At 54.2% G+C, this 22464-nt stretch carries 17 protein-coding genes and 1 riboswitch; of the genes, 15 read left to right on the forward strand and 2 right to left on the reverse strand.

The window, feature by feature from the left end; all coding sequences use genetic code 11:
• Nucleotides 1-76: 76 nt before the first annotated feature.
• The 15 genes from ABE504_RS27380 to ABE504_RS27450 all read left to right on the forward strand — a co-directional run bounded on the left by ABE504_RS27380 (nucleotide 77) and on the right by ABE504_RS27450 (nucleotide 19050).
• Nucleotides 77-1666: an extracellular solute-binding protein gene (locus ABE504_RS27380; RefSeq protein WP_430094985.1), complete on the forward strand. Its 1590-nt coding sequence runs from the start codon at nucleotides 77-79 to the stop codon at nucleotides 1664-1666.
• Nucleotides 1667-1769: 103 nt separating this feature from the next.
• Nucleotides 1770-2807 carry a response regulator gene (locus tag ABE504_RS27385; protein ID WP_430094987.1) on the forward strand — a complete coding sequence of 346 codons (1038 nt, stop codon included), beginning with the start codon at nucleotides 1770-1772 and terminating at the stop codon, nucleotides 2805-2807.
• The gene (locus ABE504_RS27390) at nucleotides 2808-4652 is read left to right on the forward strand and encodes a cache domain-containing sensor histidine kinase (protein WP_430094989.1); all 1845 of its coding nucleotides are present in this window, start codon (nucleotides 2808-2810) and stop codon (nucleotides 4650-4652) included.
• Between the two features lie 43 nt (nucleotides 4653-4695).
• On the forward strand, nucleotides 4696-5463 hold the full coding sequence (locus ABE504_RS27395; protein ID WP_430094991.1) for an SDR family NAD(P)-dependent oxidoreductase: 768 nt from the start codon (nucleotides 4696-4698) through the stop codon (nucleotides 5461-5463).
• Complete coding sequence (locus ABE504_RS27400) at nucleotides 5460-7532, forward strand: heparinase II/III domain-containing protein (protein ID WP_430094992.1); 2073 nt, start codon at nucleotides 5460-5462, stop codon at nucleotides 7530-7532. The genes ABE504_RS27395 and ABE504_RS27400 overlap by 4 nt, the downstream gene beginning before the upstream one ends.
• A 327-nt stretch (nucleotides 7533-7859) precedes the next feature.
• Nucleotides 7860-10160, forward strand: a complete 2301-nt coding sequence (locus ABE504_RS27405) for a DUF4962 domain-containing protein (protein ID WP_430094994.1) — start codon at nucleotides 7860-7862, stop codon at nucleotides 10158-10160.
• Between the two features lie 740 nt (nucleotides 10161-10900).
• Entirely contained in the window at nucleotides 10901-12253 is a 1353-nt protein-coding gene (locus tag ABE504_RS27410; protein ID WP_430094996.1) for an extracellular solute-binding protein, read from the forward strand.
• A 95-nt stretch (nucleotides 12254-12348) separates the two neighbouring features.
• Nucleotides 12349-13239 (forward strand): carbohydrate ABC transporter permease, encoded by an 891-nt coding sequence (locus ABE504_RS27415; protein WP_430094998.1) that lies wholly within the window; start codon nucleotides 12349-12351, stop codon nucleotides 13237-13239.
• A 17-nt stretch (nucleotides 13240-13256) separates the two neighbouring features.
• Entirely contained in the window at nucleotides 13257-14138 is an 882-nt protein-coding gene (locus tag ABE504_RS27420; protein ID WP_430094999.1) for a carbohydrate ABC transporter permease, read from the forward strand.
• Nucleotides 14139-14222: 84 nt separating this feature from the next.
• The gene (locus tag ABE504_RS27425) at nucleotides 14223-16055 is read left to right on the forward strand and encodes a sensor histidine kinase (RefSeq protein WP_430095001.1); all 1833 of its coding nucleotides are present in this window, start codon (nucleotides 14223-14225) and stop codon (nucleotides 16053-16055) included.
• Nucleotides 16052-17248, forward strand: a complete 1197-nt coding sequence (locus ABE504_RS27430; RefSeq protein WP_430095003.1) for a response regulator transcription factor — start codon at nucleotides 16052-16054, stop codon at nucleotides 17246-17248. The genes ABE504_RS27425 and ABE504_RS27430 overlap by 4 nt, the downstream gene beginning before the upstream one ends.
• Nucleotides 17249-17409: 161 nt before the next feature.
• Entirely contained in the window at nucleotides 17410-17958 is a 549-nt protein-coding gene (locus tag ABE504_RS27435) for a C40 family peptidase (RefSeq protein ID WP_430095005.1), read from the forward strand.
• An 85-nt stretch (nucleotides 17959-18043) separates the two neighbouring features.
• A complete protein-coding gene (locus ABE504_RS27440) occupies nucleotides 18044-18442 on the forward strand; it encodes an HAD family hydrolase (RefSeq protein ID WP_430095007.1) in 399 nt (132 codons plus the stop codon).
• A 12-nt stretch (nucleotides 18443-18454) separates the two neighbouring features.
• Nucleotides 18455-18673, forward strand: a complete 219-nt coding sequence (locus ABE504_RS27445) for a helix-turn-helix domain-containing protein (RefSeq protein WP_430095009.1) — start codon at nucleotides 18455-18457, stop codon at nucleotides 18671-18673.
• A 176-nt stretch (nucleotides 18674-18849) separates the two neighbouring features.
• Nucleotides 18850-19050 (forward strand): cold-shock protein, encoded by a 201-nt coding sequence (locus tag ABE504_RS27450; protein ID WP_126140957.1) that lies wholly within the window; start codon nucleotides 18850-18852, stop codon nucleotides 19048-19050.
• A 742-nt stretch (nucleotides 19051-19792) separates the two neighbouring features.
• Here ABE504_RS27450 and ABE504_RS27455 read toward each other — a convergent pair.
• The gene (locus tag ABE504_RS27455) at nucleotides 19793-20806 is read right to left on the reverse strand and encodes a YncE family protein (RefSeq protein ID WP_430095012.1); all 1014 of its coding nucleotides are present in this window, start codon (nucleotides 20804-20806) and stop codon (nucleotides 19793-19795) included.
• Between the two features lie 116 nt (nucleotides 20807-20922).
• Nucleotides 20923-22257, reverse strand: coding sequence for a 5'-deoxyadenosine deaminase (locus ABE504_RS27460; RefSeq protein WP_430095014.1), 1335 nt, complete (start codon nucleotides 22255-22257; stop codon nucleotides 20923-20925).
• A gap of 72 nt (nucleotides 22258-22329) precedes the next feature.
• Nucleotides 22330-22428, reverse strand: a riboswitch (purine riboswitch).
• Nucleotides 22429-22464: the final 36 nt, after the last annotated feature.

Raw genomic sequence — 22464 nt, forward strand, 5'->3', positions numbered from 1 at the left:
TACGTAGATGTAAACGCTTTTACAATGAAGTCATGAAAGCGCACGACACTCTAGCGACAAGAAAAGAGGGGTAGCAATGAAAAAGTGGATTCCGACAACGATGGCTGTTGTGATGATGGCCGGCATGCTGGCTGCTTGCGGTGAGAAAACCGAACAACCGGCTGCCAGCAGCGCGGCAGGTACGGCGGGCGCGGCAAGCGCAAAGCCGGCAGAGAAAACGAAGTTCTCCATTTCCTTGCGTACATTGGCATTTAACTACGTAGAGAAATCGCCTGACATCAACCAGGATAAATGGGTGAAAAAGCTCGAAGACATGACCAACACCGATATGAATATCGTGCTGGTTCCGCACAAAGAATATGAGCAGAAAATGATCCAAATGTTCGCAACGAACGACATTCCTGACGTGGTTCAGGGCAGCGGCGGCGTGAATGGGAAAGAAATGGCCGGTTCCGTGAAAGCAGGCGTTTTCCAACCGCTGGATGAGCTGCTGCAAAAATACGGTCAAAACCTGCTGAAGAAAGTGCCGAAGGAAGCTTGGGACAACGTTACGTACAACGGCAAAATCTATGCAATTCCGGAGTACTTGTCGAACCCGTCCCGCCGCGCGGTGTTTATCCGTAAAGATTTGCTGGACAAAGCGGGCTTAGGCGTACCGAAAACGATAGATGAGTACCTTGCGGTGCTCCGCAAGTTCAAAGAAATGGGCGTCGAGAACCCTTACATGGGCCGTGAGAACTTCAAGTATTCCGATACCTTCTTTGGTGCCTATGACGTGTTCCCTTATCTCTCCATGTTCGAGAAGCAAGGCGATCAAATCGTGCCTAAATTCTTCGATACCGAGAATATGACAAAAGCGCTGCAAACGTACAAAACGATGTTTGACGAAGGCTTGATCAACAAAGAGTTTGCAACGATCAACCCGACGGTGTTCAAGAACACGATCCTCGCGGGTAAAGCGGGCATGTGGTCGATGAATGCGAACGAAGTGCTGCAATGGGAAGCTCAGCTGAAAGCGACTGTACCTACTGGCGACATCGAGATTATCCCTGCTCCGACAGGTCCGGACGGCAAAGGCGGTCACTACTTGTATGGACCGGTTACCCGGGCGTACTTCATTAACAAAAGCGTGAAAGATCCTGCCGGCATCATTAAATTCTTCGACTGGATGATGTCCGATGAAGCCGAGAAATTCTTCACTTTCGGTATCGAAGGTGACACGTATAAGACTGTAGACGGCAAAATCGACTACAAAGCGCCGACAGAAGTGGCGGCGGTCGATGAAGAGCGCTACCGTCAAGCTTTCTTGTGGCTTGTTCAAGACACGACGTATAATAAAGGTTCACTCAGCTTGACCGAAGACGGCAAGAAACTGATGAATATTTATGATACAACGCTCAAAAACGAAGGCCGTGACGGTATCCAATTTGAGCCTCGCCTTGATGCACTCGTGAAAAACCCGGATATTGCTCCGCTTTCCGACCAAGCGCCTCCTGTGATTTTGCAGCATATGGTGAAAATGGTCTATGGCAAAGAGCCGATCTCCGATTGGCCGAAAGTTCTGGAAGAGTGGAAATCCAAGGGCGGCAATGACGTGATCAAGGAAGCCACTGAGAAATTCAATAGCAAAGACGGCGGCACAACCGTGTCGATGCCTCGTAAATAAGCTCAGGAACTGAGCAATGCACACTCCTCACGTACTGGTGTACGTGGGGAGCATGCTTTTCATCACCTGTCAGAAAGTCTACTCGCGAAGGAGAGAGCTCCTCATGTACCGCATACTCATTGTTGACGATGAACCGATGATACGCCGAGGCTTGCAGAAATTAGTGGAACAATCGGAACTGCCCATTGAAAGCCTTCGAACGGCTGATAATGGCGCTCAGGCAATGGAGCGGATTCAAGAGGAGCGTCCGGACTTTCTGTTTACCGACATTCGCATGCCCAAAATGGACGGTCTCGCGCTCTGCGAGCGGATCGCGGAGATGGATGCCGACATTCAGGTGGTCGTCATTTCCGGGTACGGCGATTTTGAATATGCGCAGAAGTGCCTGTCCTACGGGGTCAAGGAGTATCTCCTTAAACCTGTTAACATCAAAGCGTTTCAGCAAGTGCTTACGAAGCTGATTCAGAATAAAAGCAAGATCAGCTCTGAGTCGTTCGTGGCAGTCACGATGCTGGAATCTTGGGCGACCCAGCTGGAGCAAGCTGTCTGGCTGCTTCAGGAAGAGGGGCTGGATGAACTGGTCAGGAGCATGAGTGCGGAGCTGAGCGGATACAAGCTCAAGCTTAACCGTTTCAGCGAGGTGTTGCAGGAGTTGCACATGCTCGTGCAGCAGCGCCTCAAGGCGCGCGACGTGTTCGGGGTGCAGGATGAGCTTGACCTGCAGGGCGCGGTGAGCGAGGAGGAGCTGCTCGCGCGCTTCGAAGCGGCGGTGAGCGGCATTTTGCAAGAACTGCGCGCGAAGCGTAAAGGCAAGCAGAAGGACCCCATCGAAGAAGCGAAGCAGTATATGGAGAAGCGGCTGGCTGAGGACGTTTCCCTGGAAGAGGTGGCCGAGTATGTCGGGCTGAACCCTTCTTATTTTAGTCAGCTGTTCAAGCAAAGCACTAACGAGACGTTCGTTCAGTACCGGACGCGGCGGCGGATGGAGAAGGCGAAGAAGCTGCTGGAGCAGCCGCAGTGGCGGATTACCGACATTTCCGGCGAGGTCGGGTACGCGGATCATCCGCATTTTACGAAGACGTTCAAGAAATATGAGGGCTGCCTGCCCTCGGAATACCGGCACAAGATGGGGATTCGCTAGATGAAACGCAGAACGCTTTCGCGGCAAATTTATGCGTATTTTCTCATTGTGATCGTGCTGTCGCTCGTATCGGTGGGCGCGTTCTCTTACTTCCAGTCGTCCCGCAAGCTGGATGATCAGGCGAAGTTGTATATGGAGCAGATGGTGGACAGCGCGAATTATCAGACGGACAGCTATCTGCAGTCGTATGAGCTGCTGAGCAATGCGTTTTCGTCCAATTCGGACGTCAGGGCGTTCATGGAACTGAATCCGGATGATCCGTATGCGTATTATGATTTTTCGCGGCGGATCAAGGATTTTGCGCAAACATCGGTGACTTCGATTGTGACGTTGTATAAGCAGCTGAATATGATCTATGTCACGGGCGAGCACGGTCGTTCTATCATTTATGAAAATCAGAATGTGCTCAATCTCGATCCGGTGCTGGTGAAGGAGAAATTCGATAAACTGATGACTTCTACACCCTCGGACGGCAAGATTGCCCTGCTCAACATGAGCATCCGTCCCGTCGATGAGGGCTCCGTCGTCACGATGTCTGTCAAGGTGCGCGGGCCATCCTACGGGCCGAACCGGGGCGTCGTTGCTATTGAAATTAAGCTCGACGAGCTTGCAAAGACATGGGATCGTGTAAGCTTGGGCAATGACGGATTCTTTTTTATCATTGATGATACCGGCAAGTATATTTACCCTCCTGCGATGGGGGAACGGGCGCCCATGGATGAGCTGGCTTCTGAAGTGCTGAGGAGCGGCAGCCAAACGTTCATTACCAAATACAACGGTGAAGATCGGATGTTTGTCTCTCGTAAATCAGCTTACTCCGACTGGAATCTCGTCGCCTCTATGCCGGTGGCGGAACTACGCAAGCCGGCGGAGACGATTCGCACGACGACACTCATTGTAGGCTTGGTGACGCTGGTTGTGGCGCTCGGGCTGGCGATCCGCTTCGGGCGTTCCATTATCGCGCCGATTCGTTGGCTCAAAGACAGTATGCGCGAGACGGAGAAGGGGAACTGGCAGTACATCGAGGAGAGCGGTCGCGCCGATGAGATCGGCGGACTCATCCACAGTTACAATCTCATGGTCACCCGTTTGCAGGGCATGATTGAGCGGGTGTATGAGGCTGAGCTGGAGCAGCGGAAAAATCTGCTCGAGCTCGGCGAGACGAAGCTGGAGCGGCAGCGGGCGGAGTTTCAGGCTCTGCAGCTGCAGATTAACCCGCATTTTCTGTACAACACGCTGGAGACGATCAATATGTATGCCATCGTGCAAAATTCCGGCGAGATTACGGAGATGGTCGAGGCGATGGCCTTTATGCTGCGCTACTCGGTGCAGACGAATCTCGAAGAGATCACGGTGGCGAATGAGCTGAATCATGTGCGGAATTACATGATTATTTTGCAGCATCGCACGGACCGGGAATTTGAAATTGATGTGGCCGTTCCGCCGGGGCTGCTGCTGGAGAAGATGGTTCGGCTTACGCTGCAGCCGCTGATCGAGAATATTTTCCAACATGCGTTCCCTGACGGTATTGAAGACCATCATACGATTCGGATCGATGCCAGGAAAGAGGATGGCTTGTTCCAGGTATTCGTTGAGGATAATGGCGTTGGCATGACGCCGGAGCGGCTGGCGGAGCTGCGGAAGAAGCTCAAGGAGAACCGGCTCGCAGAGCCTGAGGAGAGCGGCGCGAAGCGGGGCGGCGGCATCGGCCTCATGAACGTGCACCGCCGCATTCAGATGGTGTTCGGCGAGGCCTACGGCTTGTCCGTAGACAGCGAGCAAGGGCGCGGCACCCGCATGACGATGACGATGCCGGAAACGGATCGGCCGCGGATGCGAGGGTAGATGGAAACAATAACAGCACAACAAACACATGGGAGGAACTACAATGAACATCAACTTAACGGGGAAAATTGCACTTGTCACAGGATCGAATGCAGGGATTGGCCGCGGTATTGCCTTGGCGCTCGCTGAGCAGGGGGCGAAGGTTGGCGTGAACTGCCTGAGCAATGTGGCGCAGGGCCAAGAAGTGGTGGAGACGATTCGTGCAGCAGGCGGGGAAGCGGTGCTCGTTCAGGCGGATGTGACCAATGTGGAACAAATCGATCGCTTGGTTCGCGAAGTGGAAGAAGCACTTGGCGGGACGATTGATATTCTGGTCAACAATGCAGGCCACCTGATTCAGCGTGTGCCGAACGTCGACATGACGGAAGAGCTGTATGACCGCATTATGAATGTGAATTTTAAAAGCACGGTGTTCGTCTCCAAGCGTGTTTTGCCGGGGATGAAGGAAAAAGGCTTTGGCCGCATCATTAATCTGACGTCCGTGGCGGCGCATAACGGCGGCGGTCCTGGCGCGAGCATCTACGCGGCGAGCAAAGGTGCGGTGCTGACGTTCACGAAAGGTCTGGCGAAGGAAGTAGCGGGAAGCGGCATTACCGTCAACAACGTATCGCCGGGCTTCATTGGCAGCACGATGTTCCACGCGACGTTCACCTCGGACGCAGCGCGTCAAGCGACGATTCAAGGCATTCCGCTCGGCCGCGAGGGCAATCCGGACGATGTGGCGGGTGCGGTTCTGTATTTTGCCTCTGAGCTGGGTGCTTATATTACAGGTGAAACGATTGAAGTTAACGGCGGGATGATGATGCGATGAGTACGCTCAGAGAGAACGCCGCACATGTTGCAGGGGGAGCAGGAGCGTCGGAGACGGCGGCCCTGCTCCGTCAAGATCTCGACAGGCTGCTGGCAGCCGGCAGTCTGGTCATTCCGCAGGAACCCGGGGGCTGGTGGCACCAGTACGTCTGTCCGCACCATCATACCGAACTGGTGTTCCATGATGACGTCATTTTGGAGACAGTCTTTGCCTGTCCGCACGGCTGCCGCATAGAAGGTGAAGCCTACCGCGGCGCGTGGCTGGTGTTCAAGCATCAGAGCTTGGCGCGGGCGGCTTTGCAGGCGGCTGCGGTGTATGCCGCGGGTGCGGATGCGCGGTATGCTGCGGTGGCGAAGGAGTTGATCGTTGGCTACGCGCGCCAATTCCCGCTGTATCCGGTGCATCCGGACGCGCAGGGTTGGATGCTGAAAGGGCGGGCTTTTCACCAGGCGCTGACTGAGGCGATCTGGTCGACGACGTTGATTCGCGCCTATTTGCTGCTGCGCGACCAGGGGGTGGGGTTCGACGCCGAGGAGCAGGCGGCGCTGGACGTATTCTTCGAGCTGCTCGCGACGAGTATGGCGGAATACCGCCATATCCTGATTCACGAGCGGAACAATGCGGAGAGCAACTACACGGCGTGGCTCAATGCTTCGCTGTCCTGCGTGCATGCGGCACGCGGGGAGCGGGAGGCGTTGCAGTCCCTGATCGACGGGCAGGGCGGCTTCCGTCATCACTTGTCCATCGGCGTGAAGCCGGACCAGCTGGAATTTGAGGGCAGCACGTATTACCACGTGTTTGTGCTGCGAGCGTATTTGATCGCGGCGGAGATGGCGCAGCGCTTCGGCCTTGATCTCTACGCGGCTGCTGGCGCGGAGGGGCAGTCCTTGCGCGGCATGCTGGAGGCGGTCGCGGATCTCGCGGACGACCAGGGCGCGCTGCCCGCCCTGCATGACGGGCCGCTGGCGCGGGGGCCGTACGCCCGCGAAATCGCCGAGATCGCCGAACAGGGGCTGACGATCTACGGCATCGCCGGGCTCGCGCCCGTGCGGCGCGAGGCGTACCGGCAGCTGGCCGCTGCCGGTGAGGGCGAGGCGCAGCTCGAAGCGCTGCTCTACGGCAAAGGCACGGCCGGCGCGGAGGCCTCGTCGCAGCCGCGCAGCGCAAGGCTGTGGCCGCAGTCCGGGTTCGTCCTCGGCCGGGTGGCCGGCAGCCCGCTGTCGTTCCTCGCCGATTTCGGCGAGCACGGCGGGTCGCACGGCCATTACGACAAGCTGCATCTGACGCTGATGCATCCTGCCGGGACGCTCACACCAGACTTCGGCATGGTGCCTTACGGCTCCACGATGCGCCGGACGTGGTTCGCGGAAACCGCCAGCCACAACACGGTGTCGCTGGGCGGGTACTCGCAGGCGCAGCACGAAGGCCGCTGCCTGCGCTATGAAGCGACGGATGCCACCGTGTCGGTCTGGCTGCAGTCGACGGACGCTTATGCCGGCTGCACGCTGAACCGGCATCTGCTGCTCACCGGCGATTGGCTGCTGGACTGGTTCCAGGTGGAACTGACCGGGGAAGCGCAGTCCATTGAATGGTGGCTGCATCCGGTCGTACCGCCTGTCGCCGCCAGCGAGCCGGCGGAGGGCCAGGTGTTCCCGCTGCAGATTGCGGGAGCGAAGCATGCGGACGGTGAGGCGACGAGCTTCACCGTCGTGGAACTGCCTGTGACGGCACGCTATGTGCCGGCTACTGAAGTAGATGCGCTGGGCGCAGCGCAGTTGAAGCTGGCGTACCCGGCAGGCGCGGGTGCGATTGCGCACACGGCGCTTGTGCAGCCGGGCGACGAGGTCGTCGCCGTGCAAACGCCGGGCGACAGCGTCAATCCGAGCCGCGCCTTGACGGCGGTGCTGCATCGCCGAATGGGGACGCGCGCGGATTTCATCCATGTCTACCGCGCTGGGGACCCGGTAGCGGTGAAGCGGGTTTCCGCCGACACAGTCAGCTTGACGGTACCGGGCGCGGAGGAAAAATTTGTGCAACTGACGCAGGAAAACGGACTTCTTTTCAAGTAATTAAGAGGTAGTTCAAAAAGTCGTCTTTTGATCACCAAGCAAGTCAGGAAGCGGATTCGACATCGAATCTAGCGTTCAGCTTTGAAGTGCGGTGCTCATGTAGTTTTGCCTACACTCCGCTCCTCCTTCTTCAGCTGATAAGACTTGATAAGGTGTGTAACTTATCGCTTCGCATCAACCTTGGTAAACGGGTACCGTCTTTTATAAGACGGCAAGGCCGTTTATCCTGGGCTTCTCGCAACCTTCTCGGTGCTGAAAACCCGACTTTTTGAACTCTCACTAATATGTAAGAGAGTTGTTTGATTACAACCAGGGGGGAAATGGAAAATGACGTTGTCGCCTTTATATGAGCCGCAGAGCGGTGTGTTAACTGTGCAATACGAACCGAATGAACAAACGGTTTTGCTGGAGAATCCGCCGAGGTTCACCTGGATTCCGGCCAAGCTGGAGCATGATCGCTACGTATTGCAAATCGCGCGCTCCGCTGCCTTCGAAGAAGCGGACACACGGACGATCCAGCCGATCCTGTATAACCTATACACCCCGGACGAGGCATTGGAACCGGGCACGTATCACTGGCGGTATGCCCTGCTGGAGGAAGACGGCGGGCACACGGCTTGGAGCAAGGTCCGCCGCTTCGACGTAGCGGCCGGCTTGCCCGAGACGCCGCTGCCAAGCCGGGCTCGGCGCTATGCGGAGACGTCTGTGCAGCATCCGCGGCTCTGGCTGCAAGACGCAGAGGTTGAAACGTTCCGCGCACAGCTCGAAGCCGATCCTTCCTATTGCGGTTTCGACGTTTTCTACGAGAAATCCGTGAAGCCATGGACTGAGCGCGATGTGGTCGCTGAACCGCTGCCATATCCGGGCAATAAGCGCGTTGCGAATCTCTGGCGCCAGATGTACATGGACACGCAGGAGGCGCTCTACGGTGTGCGCCATCTCGCCGTTGCGGGCAGGTTGCTCGGCGACGAGGCCCTGCTGGACCGTGCGAAGGCGTGGCTGCTGCACGTGAGCTCCTGGAACCCGGACGGCACAACAAGCCGGGATTACAATGATGAGGCGTCCTTCCGGACGGCGGGCGCCATCGCTTGGGGCTATGATTGGCTCTACGACCGCCTGAGCGAGGAGGAGCGCCGTGAGGTGCGCCGCGTCCTGCTGGCCCGGACGCGCCAAATCGCACAGCATTGTATCGATCATTCGAAGATTCATCATGTGCCTTTTGACAGTCATGCTGTGCGCTCGTTGTCCAGCGTCCTGGTGCCATGCTGCATCGTGCTGCTCCATGAGGAGCCGGAGGTGCAGGAATGGCTGGATTACACATTGGAGTACTATGCGTGCCTGTATTCCCCTTGGGGCGGAGCTGACGGCGGCTGGGCCGAGGGGCCGATGTACTGGACGACGGGCATGGCGTTTGTGACTGAAGCGATGAATCTGCTGAAGAAGTACACGGGCATCAACTTCTATCAGCGGCCGTTTTTTACGAAAACCGGCGATTTCCCGCTCTATACCTTTAGCCCGGACACGTTGCGCTGCTCCTTTGGCGATCAATCGACGCTCGGCGATCCGGTCAGCTTGAAGACCGGCTTCAATATTCGCCAGTTTGCCGGATTAACGGGCAACGGCTTGTATCAATGGTATTTTGAGCGTGTGCGCGAAATCGATACCGATTCGGAAATGAAATTTTACAATTACGGCTGGTGGGATTTCCGTTTCGATGAGATGGTGTACCGCCATGACTATCCGCAGGTTGAAGCGGTCGCGCCGACGGATGCGAATATCGAGGGAGTCAAATGGTTCCGCGATATCGGCTGGGTCGCGTTCCATTCCAATATGGCCGATCCGGAGCGCCACATTATGCTGCTGACGAAGAGTTCATCTTACGGCTCGGTGAGCCACAGTCACGGGGATCAGAACGGGTTCCTGCTGCATGCCTACGGCGAACCGCTGGCGATTGAGAGCGGGTATTACGTGGCGTTCAACTCCACGATGCATATGAAATGGCGAAGACAGACGCGGTCGACGAACAACATTTTGATTGATGGCTTGGGGCAGTACGCCGAGAAAGATAAAGTGCTGAATATGGCGGCGAGCGGTACGGTGGAGGTTGCAGAGCAGCGCAAAGGCTACGCTTACTCGCGCAGCAACGCGACGGCGGCGTATCAGGAGCATGTGCCTTATTTGGAGCGCTATGTGCGTGAGCTGTACTTCTTCGGTACCTACGTCGTTGTCGTGGATCACATCGACTTGGCGCAGGCGGGAACGGTGGACTGGCTGTTCCAGACGCTATACGAGATGAAGGTGAACGGACAAACGTTCACGGTGCAAGGGCGCAAGGCCGACATGGACGGCCGGTTCGTGTACTGCTCGTCCGGCGAGCTGTCGCTGTCGCAGCATCAGAGTTTTACGGACGTCGATCCGTCCGAGATTGAAGGATTGCCGCCGCATTGGCATCTCAAGGCGACAACGAAATCTGCGCGGAATCACCGCATCGCCACATTGCTCGTTCCGATCAAGCATGGCGAACCGAAGTATGTGTCTTATTTTATGGACGATCAGGGCTTTGATGTGCATATCTACTTTACGGAAGATGGCGTCACGCATCGCGTGGAAGTGCCGAAGGCGTATTAATAGAGACCTCTCTGCGTGCAAGCGTGGGGAGGTTTTTTTGGTAGTTCGGAAAGTGTGTGCCAGCAGTAAACACGTCCGTCTATGAAAGGACGGCAGAGCTGGAGAAAATATGTAGCGGTTGCCACAGTGCTTATTTAGCTTCCAATCCGTCATTTCAAATTGTAACGGTTACTGCGAGACTGTCGATTAATTGTTTATACTTTGGGATTCTGCGAGAGAACACAAAGTGTATACGAATAATCATATATAATGCGCTGCATTCACATAAAATCAATCAATTCTATTCGAAATATCATACACATTTCGTGATTTGAGGCCTGATTTTGAATATGTATTCGAAAAATCATATACATTCTCTGCGTGTGTCCGTTCACGGATAAAGTCTCACTGTAACTGTTAGCCTTGGAAAAGTGGCGTTTGGCACCAAATAGGCACCAGGGCAACCGTTAGCGATGAACTGTATCCCAAAGCCCCTTCACATGAATCGTTGTGGGGCAAGTTTTGACATGCACGTCTGTAAGGCAACTGCGACACTCTGGGATGAGCCCTGGTGCGCCACTTGTTCCCTCATCCCTCCCCACATTCCTTCATAAAACCCTCCTCCATCGGGCAACTTATCCCTGTCTGCCAATCTTAAAAAATCAAACATGATACCTAAAGTTCCTGCATTGTAAGAGGTATCCATCTGCAGGCATAATAAGAGCATAAAGAACATCACTCATTTGAGGGGGATATGACTTGTGAAAAAGTTCAAAGTACTTCCAGTCGTAGCGGCAGGCGTTCTTGCCGTCAGTTTGACAGCTTGCGGTTCCAGCAAAACCGACACTTCCAGCTCGGCTGCGCCTAGCGCATCGGCTAGCACAAGCGGCAGCACCACAGAGAAAAAAGAAAACATTACGATTACATTCCAGAACATATATCCGGATCCAACAGACCCGAAAAACGGGATGTTGAAAAAAATCGTGAATGACTACCAATCCAAAAATCCGAACATCAAGATTGAGCTTGACTCCTTGAACACGGACCAACAAAAGCTGAAGTTGAAAACGCAAGCTGCGTCCAAAGAAGTTCCGGACATTACGGTGGTGAACCCGGCCGCACAAATGAAGCCTTTCGTTGACGCAGGTCTGTTTGCACCGCTGAACGACATGCTCGACCAAAATGGTTTGAAAGCAACGTTCCAAGAAGGCCTTCTGGACTGGTACACGTTCAACAACAACGTCTACGCGCTGCCTGACGGCAACAACATCGGCGTTGTGTACTACAACAAAGATCTGTTCAAGCAAGCGGGCATCGCCGATGTGCCAAAAACGTTTGAAGAAATGATCGAAGATGTGAAAACACTCAAAGCTAAAGGCATTCAGCCAATGGCGATCGGTGAAAAAGATACATGGACCGGTTCGTTCTTGTTCATGAACATCCTGCTTCGTACAAACGGCGGCCCAGGCTTCCTGCAAGCGGTTGTGGATGGCAAGAAAACATTCAATGACCCGGCATTTACAGACGCAGTAGGCTCCCTGGAGGATTTGATCCAAGCAGGCGCGTTCCAGGAAGGGGTAACATCTTTCGACTACAACGCAGGCGAGAACTTGTTCAAAACAGGCAAAGCCGCGATGTACTACATGGGAAGCTGGGCAACTGGCGGTATCGAAACTTCCTCTGTTAACGGCAAAGTGGGCGTATTCAAATTCCCTACCGTTAAAGGAAAAGGCAACCCTGACGAGTTCATGCTGGCGCCTGGATCTGCTTTCGCCGTATCCGCGAACAGCAAACACTTGAAAGAAACAAAAGATTTCTTGAACTACTTCATGACGAACTTCCCGAAAGAAGCTTTCGCGGTTAAAGGCGCGGTTGGTTTGGCTCAAAAAGTAGACGGCGACTTCAAAGCTGCCGGTTACTCCGACATGGCGATGGACGTTCTGAACCTGTTCAAAGTGGTGAAAGGCGGCGACATCTCCTTCGATAACACGATGAACCCTGGTACGTCGCAAGGTCACTTGACTTCCATTCAAAACCTCTTCGTTGCGAAGAAAGATCCAGCTGAAGTTGCGAAAGAACACCAAGCAGCTTACGACGCAAATAACAAAAAATAATTTCGCATGAACACCTGCAGGAGATTTACCTGGGACGCCCCCGCGGCGCCCCGGGTAAGTTCCCGTTAGGTAATGCCATGAAGGAGGCAACCCAAGTGAATGTATTAAGAGTCTCCAAGTGGACGATTGCCGCTTTTGTTCTGCCCTGTCTGATCATCTATGTCTGCCTTGTCTTCGTTCCGATTCTGGTTTCGATGTACAGCGGATTGCTGGACTGGAACGGAATTGGCGAATCGAAATTCATCGGACTGGAAAACTTCCGGACGATGCTGTTCCACGACCCTGTATTTTGGCCGTCTGTCAAACGGACGCTGATGTTCGCTGTATTTTCCATGGTGGAAATTCCGGTTGCGCTGGCTGTGGCTATGCTGCTGAACCGATTTGTTAAAAAACCGAACTTTCTTGTCTCGGCTTATTTCATGCCCGTTATTCTATCCGTAGTTATCATTGGTCAATTATGGAAGACGATTTACAACCCTGCCGCGATGGGCGGGATGCTCAATCAAGTGCTCGAATTGCTCCATCTTAACAGCTGGGCGCATTCCTGGCTGACAGAACCGAAGATTGCCATGTACTCGCTGTATTTTGTAGCCCTGTGGCAGTACCTGGGTTACCACACGCTGATCCAGTTTACCGGTATCCAGAACATTCCCGCCGAGGTCTATGAAGCTGCGAGAATTGACGGTGCCGAAGGTCTCAAGGCCGACTGGTATATCACATTCCCTATGAATATTCCGATTTTCAAAATATCGATTGTCCTGGCCTTTATTGGCTCCTTGCAAGCGTTCGACATGATCATGGTGATGACGGGCGGCGGACCTGCGCATGCCACGGACGTGATCTCGACGTTGATGTACAACAACTCGTTCCTGTCCATGAAATACGGGTACGGAAGTGCGATGGCGGCATTCCTGGTTATCCTGTGTCTAGTGGCTACGATCATTATTAATGCTATCTTTAACCGGCTTGAGAGAAGATTTTCGTGAGGGAAGGAAGTGTCACCATGTTAAACGCAAGGGAAGCGGCTTCGGCCAAACCTGCTATCATACGGAGACGCAAAAGCTTCTCGATCGTTAAGACGCTCGTCCTTCTGCTGCTATCCGTGCTCGTCGTTACGCAACTATATCCGCTGGTGTGGCTGGCGATTTACTCGCTCAAAACGAATGAAGAAATTTTGTCGGGCCGATTCTTCGCCCTGCCGCATGTGCTGCAGTGGAAGAACTTTACCGATGCCATCGATGCGGGACATTATTTTCAATACTTGAAAAACTCAGTGTTCGTCACCGTTGTCACGATGGTATGCGTGCTGTTCCTCAGCTCGCTGGCGGCCTACGCCATTACGCGGTTTAAATGGAAGTATGGCAACGTCGTCATGGTGATTTTCCTGATCGGGATGATGATTCCGATGCAAGCGACCCTGCTGCCGCTCATGATCATTTTCAAGCACATGCACATTCTCAACACGCATCTGGCGCTCATTCTGCCATACATCGCGTTCCAGACGCCGGTGGCCGTCTTCATTCTAAGTGGCTTCATGCGATCGATTCCGGCGGAAATTGAAGAATCTGCGGTTGTCGACGGGGCGGGCGTGTTCAAAATTTTCACAGGCATTATGCTGCCGATCTCGGTGCCGCCGATGATGACCGTCTGCATTCTGACCTTCATCAACATCTGGAACGAGTACATTCTCGCGGCGACGTTCATTTCGTCGGAGAGGCTCAAGACGCTGCCTTTCGGGGTCAATTCCTTCGTCAGCCAGTACTCGGTCAACTACGGCGCGATTGGCGCGTTCCTCGTCCTAGGGGCTCTGCCGGTCATCATCATTTACTTCTTATTAGCTGATAAAATTACCAAAGGCATGGTCGCGGGAGCGGTGAAGGGTTAACTTTCACCCCTCTCTTTTTTGCGTTTCTGCCTGTGTGATACAATTAACGTGTACGGCCTCTAGGAAAGGGGAGCACGATTCATCTTGAGACGCGGAATGAATTCCATCCATAACCGGCTGTTCATCCTTTTTATGTCCGGTATGTTAGTGCTGGTTGGTATTGTAAGCGTTCTTTATTACCAGCGGACGACTCAAATTATTCATAACAAGATCAGCGATCTGGCACAGAAAAATATTTCCCAAACCGTCGGCCTGTTCGATCTCCTTCTGCAAGGGTATGACAGCATTACCAAGTCGCTGAACTCCAACTATGAAATGCTCCGTTTAATTGAAGAGCGTGACGCAAGCACCGAAATGACGGTCAATATTTTCAATGAGCGGCAGATTACGAACATTTTAGGCGCAATCTACTATTCGCGGGATGACATCGTCGGCATTCATGTGATTTCGAGCGGCGGTAAAAACTACAACTATGCCCGCAACTTCGACAGCGTGATCGATGCCAACTTTTCCACAACGGAGTGGTATCAAAAGCTGCAGGATTCCTCAGGGGAGATGGTGTGGCTCGGCCTCTTGCAAGGCTCGGTCATCAATCAGTTCCAGAAGGAGTCGATGTTCGTCTTCGGGCGCAAGCTGTTTGATTTGTCCGATCATCGCGTCATCGGCGTCATGCTCATTGAGACGAATCCGCAGCCGATTCTGGCCGCGCTGTCCAACGTGACGATTTCCCCGAACTCCAAGGTCTATATTGTGGATCAAAATGATCGGCTCATCGCCACGACGGCGGAGGACAAACAGAACATCCCGTCCTTTTCGGGTGTGAAGCGGCCGGATGTCAATAATATCATCGTGGATGACCGCACCGATCAGCTGATCGTAGCAGCGAGAGCGAAAATGTCCGATTGGACGGTCGTAGGTTTGACCCCGAAAGGGGATATTAACGCGGAGGTTGTGAAGACCCGTGAGTATTTATACTACGTCCTGGTCATTCTCATCTTCCTGGCGACCGCGCTGGCCGGGTTGGTGTCGCGCACGATTGCGTCGCCGCTCAAGCTGCTGATCCGCGAGATGAAGCAGGTGGAGATGGGGAACTTCACGGGCTCCGTGAATGTGAATTCATTCGAAGAGATCAACTCGCTTGTATCCTCTTTTAATCGAATGGTATACAGGATGGAGGAGCTAATTGAGCGGATTACGCTCGCTTCCATGAGCGAGAAAAACGCCGAGCTGCAGGCGCTGCAGTCGCAGGTGAACCCGCATTTTTTGTATAACACATTGGATATGATCTACTGGATGCTCGATGAGCAAGAGAACGACCGGCTGGGGAAGGTTATTCTGTCGCTATCGCAAATGTTTCGCTATAGCAGCGACTGGCAGGAGGCTTCGCAAACGACGCTTCGCCAAGAGCTGGAGCAGATGCGGCACTATTTGACGATTATCGAGAACCGGTTGGAAGGCCGCGTGCAGACGGTTGTAGACATTGAACCTGAATGGCTGGAGGTCGTGATGCCGAAGATGACCTTGCAGCCGATTATTGAGAACGCGGTCAAATACGGCCTGGAGCCCCTGCAGAAGCAGGGCGTGCTGCGCGTGTGGACGGAAGTACACGATGGAGAACTGCATGTCGTCGTTGCGGATAACGGCGTCGGCATTGAGGAGAGTCTGCTGCAGCGGATGCAGTCCCAACTCATGGGGGATTTTGCTGTTGGCGACGGCTTGCGGAACGCCCGGGCCTCTCAGCAGTTGGAAGAAGGAAGCATGCGCCCTCGGCGGGGCATCGGCCTGACGAACGTGCATAGACGCATCGTGCTGATGTTTGGCGATAGCTACGGTCTGCGCATCACAAGTAAACTTGAGGAAGGCACAACGGTGACCATTGTGATGCCGCTTCCTCGTAAAGGGGATCAACTAGCATGAATATTTTGATCGTAGACGATGAAACGGTCATCCGGGAAGGGATTCAACGGACGCTGCATAACCGTTTTCCCGAGCATGCCATCCATTTGGCGGCAAACGCGGAGCAGGCAGTGGCTTTGCTGCGCAGCGAGGAGATCGATATTGTCATGACCGACATTCTGATGCCGGGGATGAACGGGCTTGAACTCATGAAAATGTCGCGAAGCCGTCATCCCCATGTCAAATGGGTGGTCATCTCGGCCTATTCGGAATTTTCTTATGCCCAGGAGGCGGTGCGGCTCGGCGCCAAGGATTATTTGCTTAAGCCGATCGGCAAGGACGTGCTCACGGATATGATCCGCAAGCTTGGCGAGGAGATTGCGAGAGAGAATGAGCTTATGGAAGAGGCGGAGCTGCTGAAAGTCAACCGCAAGTACTTGCAGGAGGCGGTGTTCCAGCGCTGGGTGCAGGGACTTGATACAGGGCGTATCGATATGGCGCCGTTTATGGAGCAGTATCCGTATTTTTACCTCATCATGGTGAAAATGGAGACCGATAAGCCCGTCAATCTCGAGAATTTCATTATCGAGAATGTGCTGCTGGAGCTTATCGAGCGCGACGGGAAGGGCTTTGTCACCGTGCACGACAGCAAGAGCCTGCTCGGCTTGGTGACGCCAAACGAAGGGACGCCTGTCGCGGGCCTTGTGGAGGAGCTGCGCAGCCATCTCGTCAACTATTTGAAGGTGCCGTTCCAGATCATGAGCACGGTGCGCATCGAGCACGTCCAGGACGTGCCGACCGAGGTGCAGCGCATGCGCCAAGCGTCCACGACGCAGGTGTATGAGCATCACGCGAGCGGCAGCGACCGTTCGGTGGAGGTAGCCCTCCAGTACATCCGCACGCATTACCACGACGATCTCTCCCTGGAGAAGGTCGCGTCGATTGTGTATTTGAACCCGGTCTATTTCAGCCAGCTCTTCAAGCAGAAGACGGGCCACGGGTTCAAGGAGTTCGTCATCAACCTGCGCCTCGAGCAGGCGAAGCAGCTGCTGCTGAATCCGAAGCTGAAGCTGGCGGACGTCGCGGAACGTATCGGCTACCAGGACATGCGCCATTTCTCGCAGGTGTTTCGCAAGAAGTTCGGTTTCACGCCATCGGAGTTCAGGCAGGAGCAAACTGGCAATAAAGCGGATACATTGCTGTCAAGGGAATAGCTCTCATGGAATTCTCAGACAATTCTAAGAATGCCCGGTAATCGTTGGTGGGGCGGGGACTGCACCCTCCTTTGCTAAATTTTAGGATAGGCAGATTATGCTATGGTAAATAGGCATAGGACGCAATCCTATTATTTCTGCTACTGGAGGAGGCCATGATCATGAAACTGATGAGCAGTAACCGCCTTGGTGCAACTTTTGTAGGCGTTAGTCTAAGTTTATCTCTGATGGTGGGTACCGCCTGGGTACAGCCGCATACGGCTTCGGCCGCGACGGCTGCATCTGTTACGGCGGATGCGACGACGCTTAGCGCCGCAGCGACAAGTACGACACGTGCAGACCGCATAGTCGCGACAGCGAAGTCCTACCTCGGCAAAGTCAAATACCGGTACGGCACGCGCGACACGAAGCGCCTGATTCTGGACTGTTCGGCGTTTACGCAGCTTGTTTTTAGCAAGAACGGCATTTCGATTCCATGGGGTTCCAAAGCCCAGACTTCTGTCGGGACGAAGGTATCGTCCAAGTCGAAGCTGGTGAAGGGGGATCTGGTTATGTTCAGCACATCTACCCCGGGCAAAATCAATCACGTCGGCATCTATATCGGAAGCGGTAAGTTTATCAGCAACACGACCAGCTCCGGTGTCGCGATCAATTCCATCTATACGGGCTATTGGGGCAGCCGGTTTATCCAAGGACGTCATCTGAAATAAGGTGGCTAGCGGCCGATTGCATTGACCAAGCTTCCTTGAACGTGGTATATAAAAGGAAACCATTTTTGGGGAGTTGAACGACCGTATGCCGTTAAATAAAGCCTATGAAGCCGTTAAACAATTTCATGAAACGTTCGAGCATCCGATCGGCCGCTCACCGCAGCGGCTGACGGACGAACGCAAAGCCGCCCGCCTGGCGTGGATGCAAGAGGAGCTCGACGAGTTCAAAGAAGCGGCGACGCTTGAGGATGAAGTCGACGCGATGATCGACGAGCTGTATTTTGTTCTGGGGACACTGGTGGAGATGGGCGTGGAGCCTGGGCCGATTTTTGACATCGTGCAGCATGCGAACATGTCCAAGGTGTGGCCGGACGGTCTCGTTCACAAGAACGAACTGGGCAAAACCATCAAGCCGCCGGATTGGGAAGACCCATTCGACAAAATTAGAGCGGAAATTCATAGACAACAAATGAAGAAAGATTGAGGTGAGGCCTCCGTGGCTTTTCATATCCGACTAAAAGAGCTGCGGGAGCAGCAAAATCTCACCATTCGCAAGCTCAGTGAGAAGGCCGGGGTTTCGTATTCCGTCTTGAACGCAATCGAAAACGGTCGAACGCTGCCGTCGAAAGATGTCGCTTTAGCGCTGGCGATTGCCCTTCGTTTGGAGGATCGCAATGCCTTGATAGACCTAGTAAAAAATCCCTCCGAGGGTTAATTGCATTATGCAATTTTGTGTGATACAGTAGGTATAGACTTGGAGGCTTAACCTGGAATTGCATATTGCAAAGGGTTATCTTTTTAAGCAGACGGTACCCTTTTCAATATGTAATTTTTTTTGTACGAAAACTACGAAAAAGAACATGTTAATTTAATTTTGGAGGTAATATCCCCATGGCAGTAGGAACAGTAAAATGGTTTAACGCAGAAAAAGGTTTTGGTTTCATCGAAGTTGAAGGCGGCAACGATGTATTCGTACACTTCTCCGCAATTCAAGGCGAAGGCTTCAAAACACTTGACGAAGGTCAACAAGTTGAATTCAACGTTGTTCAAGGCAACCGCGGACCACAAGCTGAGAACGTTGTAAAACTGTAAGCTTGTTCATAAGACAGCCCCTAACTTTGGTTAGGGGCTGTTTTTTTTGTGCACGCCGGAACGTATATCCTCGAAGTGACGCCAGCGTGTGACGGGACACCGTTTGGCCTACGCTGCATGCCGTACTGAGGGAAATAAGCGTAGCTAACCGCTCTTATTCTGAGGTTTTGACATAGGAGCGGACAAATAGAAGCGGTAAACCACGCTTATCGTAACCGTTCCCCGCAGAAAATGATGCCTTGCCGCGAAATAGGAGTGGTTTACCACGCTTATTGCCTAGTCAAACGGGGCAATTCCCAAAATAAGAGAGGTCTACCTCTCTTATGTCAGCGTTGGGCAGTGGCATAGCTGGCGCCGTTGGCACCTCGGAAGCCCGGAAACCCATGTAGTCAGGTTAAGAAGCTAGAGGATAGGCTAGTAGGTGAAGGGCAACAAATGTTGACGCACATAAGAAGGTCTTTGTAGATAATTAAGGGTGGCTAACCCCTCTTAGCTGAGCGAAAACAGCTAATTTCCGCAAGTTAGAAGGGGCTAGGCCCTTTTAATTCCGGTTCATTTAAGGAAAATGGCCAGGAGTGCATCCACTAAGAGTGGCTAGCTCCTCTTAGCTGAGCGAAAATGGCCAAATTTCACAAATTAGCAGGAGGTAGGCCCTCTTAGTTCTAGTTTGTTTAGGTAACCGGCCGCCCCACACTCCCGGAACCTCCAGAAGAATCTGGCCCACGAAACCCCACTCTCCTCGTCAGTCCTGCACGACAGTAATCAGATTCTCACTGCCGACGAACACCTGATTCGTCCGCGGGTTGAGCGCGAGGCTGCCGCCGCGGTTGCGCACTGGCAGCAGGGCAAGCCTGGCGTGGCTGCGGCCGCTGTAGACGGCCAGCGCTTTTCCTTCGCTGTTCCCGACGAAGATGTGGTGCGTCGACGGGTTCACCAGCAGCGAGGCGAACGTGGGCGCCGGGAGCGACTTCACCACGCGGCGGGTGGCTCCGCTTACGACGTAGAGCTTGCCGCTGCCGCTCACTTGCGCAGAGGCGTAGTAGACGCGGTTCAAGCGGGGATTGACCGCGACCGCGTGCTGCCTGCGCCCGAGCCGGATCGGCTTGCTGGGCGCGAGGGAGCCGCCTTGCAGCTCGGAGCCGTACGTGCTGAGGTTGTTCCCCAAGTAAATCCGGTTCGTCACCGGATTGAGCGCCGGCGCAATGAGCGGATTGCGGCCGACTTTGCGCGTGGCGATCAGCGTAAGCGTATCCCCATTCAAGATGTGAACGGAATCGCTGCCGGTATTTGTCACGTAGATGCGATTCGTACGTTCGTTAACGGCCAGCAGCGAAGGTGCCCCCCCGACATGCCAAACATGCAGGATGGCGGCGGTATAGCCGTCAATGGCGTAGATCGCACCGCTCGTACAAGCGACATAGATGCGGCCCGAGCCTTGATGCACAGCGATACCGTACGGATGCTCATCCACCTCCAGCGTGGCGATGATCTGATGGATATTCCCATCGATAAAGGTGACTTTCCCCTCGCGAAAGCTCGTCGCGTAAATGCGGTTCGAAGCCTCATGAACAGCGAGAAAAAACGTCCCCTCCCCGACCTGGATATACCCTTCAATCTGCCGTGTATCCCCATTCAGCACCCCGATGCGCGTATCCTGATTGGCAAAATAAAGCCGATTGATCAGGCTGTTGACCTGCATCTCCCCGACCGAGCCGTTCACCTTGACGGCGGTGATGACTTTTGGCTTGCGAAGCATGGCACTGCTCCTTTCCCTTAAAATTCCATCTATGGTTTACCCTATGCCATAAAGGAGGGAGAGGTGCCCACGGTTTTGCGAGGGGGCGCCGGGTCCAAAAAAACAACCTCCGCTTCTTAGCGGAGGTTGGCGCGCTTCAAGAGCCGCTGAATGGCGCGGTTCGCTTCGGGCAGGACGATCGCCTTGTCAATCGTCTTCATGATGCGGTTCTCCATGACGATCCGGCCGCCGATGATCGTCGTCTCCACATCGGCGCGCGTCGCGGAGTACACGATGCGCGAGATCGGGTCCACGTCAAACGACGGGTAGACGTGGAAGTTGTTGAGATCGAGGATCGCCAGGTCGGCCTTCTTGCCGACTTCGAGCGAACCGATCTCGTGTTCCATGCCCACGGCGCGGGCGCCGCCGATCGTCGCCATGCGGAACACCGCATGAGCGTTCATCGTCGTCGGACCGTGGGCCGGCTTTTGAATCAGCGCGGCCAGCCGCATCTCGTTGAACATATCGAGATTGTTGTTGCACGGCGCGCCGTCCGCCCCTAAGCTGACCGAGATGCCCTTCCCGAGCAAGTCGGGCGTTTCGGCAATCCCGGAGGCGAGCTTCAGATTCGAGCCGGGGCAATGGCTCACATGCACGCCGCGCTCGTGGATGATGCGTTTTTCCTCCTCGTCGAGCCAGATGCAGTGCGCCAGGATGAGCCGCTCATTGGCCAGGCCCAGATGGTCGAGGTACACGATGTTGCGCATCCCCGTCTCGGCTTGCACAATCTCGATCTCGCCGCGGTTCTCGGAGGCGTGAGTGTGTACTTTGACGTTGTACCGTTGGGACAACTGCTGAACCTCGCGCAGCAGCTCCTCCGTACACGAGATGACAAAACGCGGCGAGAACGCGTACTGAATGCGCCCGCCGTCGTGGCCGTGCCATTTTTCCAGCAGATCGACGCTTTGTTGAAGAGACTCCGACGTCTTCTCTTGCAGCGGAAACGGCACCTCGTCGCCTTTATCCATCATCACCTTGCCGGACAAAGCCCGGATACCGCTCTCGGCAATGGCCTGAAAGGCATAATCCGTATGATGAACCGTCTCCATATCGACGATGGTGGTGGTGCCGCTTTGGATGAGCTCGCCGATGCCGAGCATGGCGGAATAATAGAGCGATTCCTCGTCATGGGACGCCTCCAGCGGCCAAATGCGCTGTTTAAGCCAATCCATCAGCTCCAGGTCGTCGCCTTTGCCGCGAAAGAGGGTCTGACAGAGGTGAATGTGTGTTTGGATGAAACCGGGGATGACCGTGCGGTGCGCAGCGTCAATGACGTACTCGCCCGGCGTGGCAATCAGCTCCGAGCCCATGGCGGTGATGCGGTCGCCTTCAATCCGCAGGTCGCCGGTAAAGATGTCGCCGCCCGGATTCATCGTGATGATTTCGGCGTTTTTAATGAGAATGGTGGACATGGTCGCTACCTCCTACCTTCATTTTATGGCAATGAAGCATAAAAAAAACTAGCCCAGAAAAATATGCAGGCAGGGCCGGGGCACATTTTTCGTAGCTAGAAATTTACGGTTTCCAGTAGAGACCCTTAATCCAATTATTAAGGTTATACGAAAAGTTACTCTTAGGGTAAACCGGGAGAGGCGATTTTGTCAATGCACATGTCATTA

This window comes from Paenibacillus oryzisoli (assembly GCF_050467285.1).
GTDB lineage: Bacteria > Bacillota > Bacilli > Paenibacillales > NBRC-103111 > Paenibacillus_E > Paenibacillus_E oryzisoli_A.

Bases quoted from the DNA above. Each gene is read 5' to 3' on its own strand.
- ABE504_RS27420 (WP_430094999.1), top strand. From the start codon at position 13,257: ATGTTAAACGCAAGGGAAGCGGCTTCGGCCAAACCTGCTATCATACGG.
- ABE504_RS27390 (WP_430094989.1), top strand. From the start codon at position 2,808: ATGAAACGCAGAACGCTTTCGCGGCAAATTTATGCGTATTTTCTCATT.
- ABE504_RS27460 (WP_430095014.1), bottom strand. From the start codon at position 22,257: ATGTCCACCATTCTCATTAAAAACGCCGAAATCATCACGATGAATCCG.
- ABE504_RS27400 (WP_430094992.1), top strand. From the start codon at position 5,460: ATGAGTACGCTCAGAGAGAACGCCGCACATGTTGCAGGGGGAGCAGGA.
- ABE504_RS27385 (WP_430094987.1), top strand. From the start codon at position 1,770: ATGTACCGCATACTCATTGTTGACGATGAACCGATGATACGCCGAGGC.
- ABE504_RS27455 (WP_430095012.1), bottom strand. From the start codon at position 20,806: ATGCTTCGCAAGCCAAAAGTCATCACCGCCGTCAAGGTGAACGGCTCG.
- ABE504_RS27450 (WP_126140957.1), top strand. From the start codon at position 18,850: ATGGCAGTAGGAACAGTAAAATGGTTTAACGCAGAAAAAGGTTTTGGT.
- ABE504_RS27395 (WP_430094991.1), top strand. From the start codon at position 4,696: ATGAACATCAACTTAACGGGGAAAATTGCACTTGTCACAGGATCGAAT.
- ABE504_RS27440 (WP_430095007.1), top strand. From the start codon at position 18,044: ATGCCGTTAAATAAAGCCTATGAAGCCGTTAAACAATTTCATGAAACG.
- ABE504_RS27380 (WP_430094985.1), top strand. From the start codon at position 77: ATGAAAAAGTGGATTCCGACAACGATGGCTGTTGTGATGATGGCCGGC.
- ABE504_RS27405 (WP_430094994.1), top strand. From the start codon at position 7,860: ATGACGTTGTCGCCTTTATATGAGCCGCAGAGCGGTGTGTTAACTGTG.
- ABE504_RS27435 (WP_430095005.1), top strand. From the start codon at position 17,410: ATGAAACTGATGAGCAGTAACCGCCTTGGTGCAACTTTTGTAGGCGTT.
- ABE504_RS27430 (WP_430095003.1), top strand. From the start codon at position 16,052: ATGAATATTTTGATCGTAGACGATGAAACGGTCATCCGGGAAGGGATT.